Origin of the sequence: Bacteroides xylanisolvens XB1A, from assembly GCF_000210075.1 — a bacterium.
Lineage (GTDB): Bacteria > Bacteroidota > Bacteroidia > Bacteroidales > Bacteroidaceae > Bacteroides > Bacteroides xylanisolvens.
The window spans coordinates 5,048,751-5,052,290 of record NC_021017.1; the positions used below are offsets into that span (position 1 = coordinate 5,048,751).

Consider the following 3,540-nt stretch of genomic DNA (forward strand, 5'->3'; position numbering starts at 1 on the left):
AGCAAAAACGCTTTCAGACCGTTTCGGAAAGGTACTGCAAAAACGCCAAAGCATGACTATCAACCGGAATGATAAATCAACCTCAATCAGTACGCAGATGGATAGTTTGATACCGCCCAGTAAAATATCCAACTTAACACAGGGCATGTTTGTGGGTGCGGTCAGTGATAATTTCGATGAACGGATAGAACAGAAAATATTCCATGCGGAAATTGTGGTGAATAACGAGCAAGTGAAGCGGGAAACCGCAGGTTACAAGAAGCTACCCCAAATCATAGATTTTAGGGACGAGGACGGGAACGACTGGATGCAGGAAGAAATACAGGCGAACTACAACCGGGTCAAGCAGGAAGTTCAGCAGATTGTTATGGATGAAATGGAACGGATAAAGAATGACCCTGATTTACAACATTTATTGCGCAATGAATAATTTTGAGGCTAATTCTCAAATTAATATTTTATTGAAATAAATTGTTTTTCTCTATAAAAAAGTAGTACTTTTGCAGACTATAATTAGCAAAAAAATGAAACTTACAGATAATATATATATATATAATGAGGATGTAATTCAGTTATATGACACTTGGAAATCACCAACAGTTATAATATCTGATGGTCCTTATGGTATTGGCGGATTCCCAGGTGATCCTATTACTCATGATGTTTTAGAAAAGTGGTATAGACCCCATATTACTAAATGGAGTGAAAAAGCGACCCCTGAAACTACATTATGGTTTTGGAATACTGAAATAGGATGGGCTAGCGTTCATAAAGAAATTATAAATCAAGGTTGGGAATTTGTAAATTGTCATGTTTGGGATAAAGGTGTAGCCCATATAGCAGGGAATACTAATACAAAAACATTGAGGAAATTTCCTGTTGTAACTGAAGTTTGTGTACAATATGTAAAAAAAGCAGAATTTATTGTGGATAACCATAAAATTTCAATGCAAGAATGGTTAAGACATGAATGGAAAAGAACAGGATTACCTTTCTCAAAAACAAATATTGCCTGTGGAGTAAAAAATGCAGCAACGAGAAAATATTTCACAGGATGTCATTTATGGTATTATCCCCCAGTTGATGCTTTTGAGAAAATTGTTGAATACGCAAATTTGTATGGTGATCCAAAAGGAGTGCCATATTTCTCAATAGATGGAAAGAAGTCTTTAACAGCAGCGGAATGGAAAAAGATGAGGGCTAAATTCTTTTGTGAGTTTGGTGTAAATAATGTATGGAGAGAACCCCCTCTAAATGGCTCTGAACGTCTTAAAGAGGGAAATAAAGCTATTCATTTTAATCAAAAGCCTCTTAAATTTATGGAGTTAATAATTAATTCATCGTCAGAAGAGCATGATGTTATATGGGAACCATTCGGTGGTTTATTTTCTGGAATTTTGGCAGCAAATAAATTAAACCGAATGGCTTATGGAGCTGAAATAAATAAAGATGTTTTTGATTATGCTAAACAGAGGTTGCTTGAGTCAATTTAATAATATCATCTACAAATTTTGTTATGTCTGAATTTGAATCAGAGATAATTTTTGACCATTGTTTAATAGTATGATTCAATATTTTTGTATTCAATACACGCAACTTAAAAGCCTCTAATTCAAGATGTTCAATTCTGTCAATCTTTGCAAAATTAGTATCTAATCTATATGAAAAACTGCCTAGGAGTTGCTTGATTTTCCCTTGATATTCAGCAGAGTAATCATAGACAGAGTATCCTTCTCCCCAACTTTTTACAATTTCTAGTGCTTTGGAAAATTCGTTTTTGGTTCCTTGAAATTTATATCCATTTGTATTGGTCTGTTGTAAATTAGAAGTACGATCTGTTGTATCTTCCGGTTCAAAAACCAAATAATCTGGTGGATTATTATAATGTGTATCTCTTGCCATAGCTAAACTTTTTGCTGTGCCAACCCAAACATCTATAATTTTGGGTTTACCGAAAATTATAAATTCAGGAAGCCAAGCGACTAGAGCAACATTAGTTTGGTCATCGTCAAAAAAGCGGATTGAATCTTTAAATCTTGCGGTTATTTCAGTAGCCAATGGAAACCATGTTTTTATTTCAATACCTGGTATTGGATAAATATTACCATCAAAAACAGTATCGGGAAAACCGGGATCTTGTCTTCTCCAAATTCCATTGTTTAACCACTCTAATTTATTTAATTCTGTACAAACATTATATTCAATCATATTTCCAACAAGAGGAGATAATTTAGAAATAACTTTTGCTAAATGCTTGGCATATTCAATATCATTAGGTCTTGCTACTTCAAGAACTGGCATTATTTGTCCTTTCATAGATGCTAGATGTGTACTAGCAGTTTCTAAAATTTCTTTGTATTCCATATAAAAAAGTCTTGTATTGATACTTCTAGTGCTTTAGCAATTTTCTCAATATTAATTAATGTCACATTTTTTTCTGCACGTTCTATCATTCCTATATAAGTCCTATGCAAATTTGCTTTATCAGCTAATTCTTCTTGAGACATTCTTTTCTCTTTTCTTAATTGACGAACCCGTTCTCCAAATTTGATTAAAATTTCACTCATGATATTTTTAGCTAATAATAGTATGCAAAAGTATTGATATATAGCCGAATATACCACATACTATAGTTAGCATTTGCTCAATAGTGCATTTGATGATTAACTTATTAATTAAATTTTAATATTGAGACTTCTGCGGACAAACGAGGACTAATGAAGCCACCCGTTCCCAAATCCTCAAATATACTCTATTTCATCCTTACTTTTACTTCCGAAATTTTTATTTACTCACTAAAATTCAAAACATTATGGATGTGAACACAGCCAACCAGTCCACCACTGACGAACAGATGATGGATATTCTTCTTGTACTGGATAAGGAGAAAAAGACAATCAGCGCAGTAAAAGGCGTGGATGAAAACGGAGAACTCCAAACCGTACCGCCGGAGAATAACAGCGAACTACTGAAATTCGACCGTCACGGTGATTTCTTTTCCAACTTCTTTTCTAACATGATGAACCAGTTGAAGAACCCGACCCGTTTCAACTTCTTTAAAATCCCAAAGTTGGAACTTCCCAAAATCGAGCCGATAATCAGGGACAACTTCAACAACCCGACACCTGAAAATGAAGCGGGCATAGAACGTTACCGGGTGACACCTGAAACCGTGAAGCAGGAAGCCAAGAAAGAACAGCAGGAAATCCAAGACGGGCAGCAACCAGCGAAAGAAACGGGAGCAACGGCGCAAGCACCGCAGCAACCCGATAAAAGCAAGTATGTGATTGACCCTGACAAGGTGGACTGGGAAGCCTTGAAAAACTTCGGGCTATCCAAAGAACAACTGGAAAAGGCAAAGGCTTTAGAACCCATGTTAAGAGGGTACAAGTCACCCGGAGCGTTCACCATTTCAGGAAACTACAATTCTGCCATTATGAAGATGGACGCACGCCTATCTTTCCGGCACGACAAAGACGGGAATGTAGTTTTGGCGATACACGGCATCCGACAAAAGCCGGAACTTGAACGCCCGTTCTT

At 36.1% G+C, this 3,540-nt stretch carries 4 protein-coding genes and 1 pseudogene; 3 read left to right on the top strand and 2 right to left on the bottom strand.

Annotated elements, in window-relative coordinates; translation table 11 throughout:
* Together BXY_RS19715 and BXY_RS19720 are read left to right on the top strand one after the other, a co-directional pair.
* Window positions 1–430: pseudogene (locus BXY_RS19715) on the top strand (conjugal transfer protein TraG); the annotation flags it as partial.
* Window positions 431–524: 94 nt separating this feature from the next.
* Window positions 525–1,493: a DNA methyltransferase gene (locus BXY_RS19720; protein ID WP_015532764.1), complete on the top strand. Its 969-nt coding sequence runs from the start codon at window positions 525–527 to the stop codon at window positions 1,491–1,493.
* Here the strand turns inward: BXY_RS19720 and BXY_RS19725 are convergent.
* Window positions 1,465–2,364, bottom strand: a complete 900-nt coding sequence (locus BXY_RS19725; protein WP_015532765.1) for a hypothetical protein — start codon at window positions 2,362–2,364, stop codon at window positions 1,465–1,467. The genes BXY_RS19720 and BXY_RS19725 overlap by 29 nt on opposite strands.
* On the bottom strand, window positions 2,343–2,567 hold the full coding sequence (locus tag BXY_RS19730; RefSeq protein ID WP_015532766.1) for a helix-turn-helix domain-containing protein: 225 nt from the start codon (window positions 2,565–2,567) through the stop codon (window positions 2,343–2,345). Before BXY_RS19730 ends, BXY_RS19725 begins: the two co-directional genes overlap by 22 nt.
* 245 nt (window positions 2,568–2,812) lie before the next feature.
* Between BXY_RS19730 and BXY_RS19735 the strand changes: the two genes are divergently transcribed.
* On the top strand, window positions 2,813–3,540 hold a 728-nt coding region (locus BXY_RS19735; RefSeq protein ID WP_208946869.1), incomplete at its 3' end, for a DUF4099 domain-containing protein.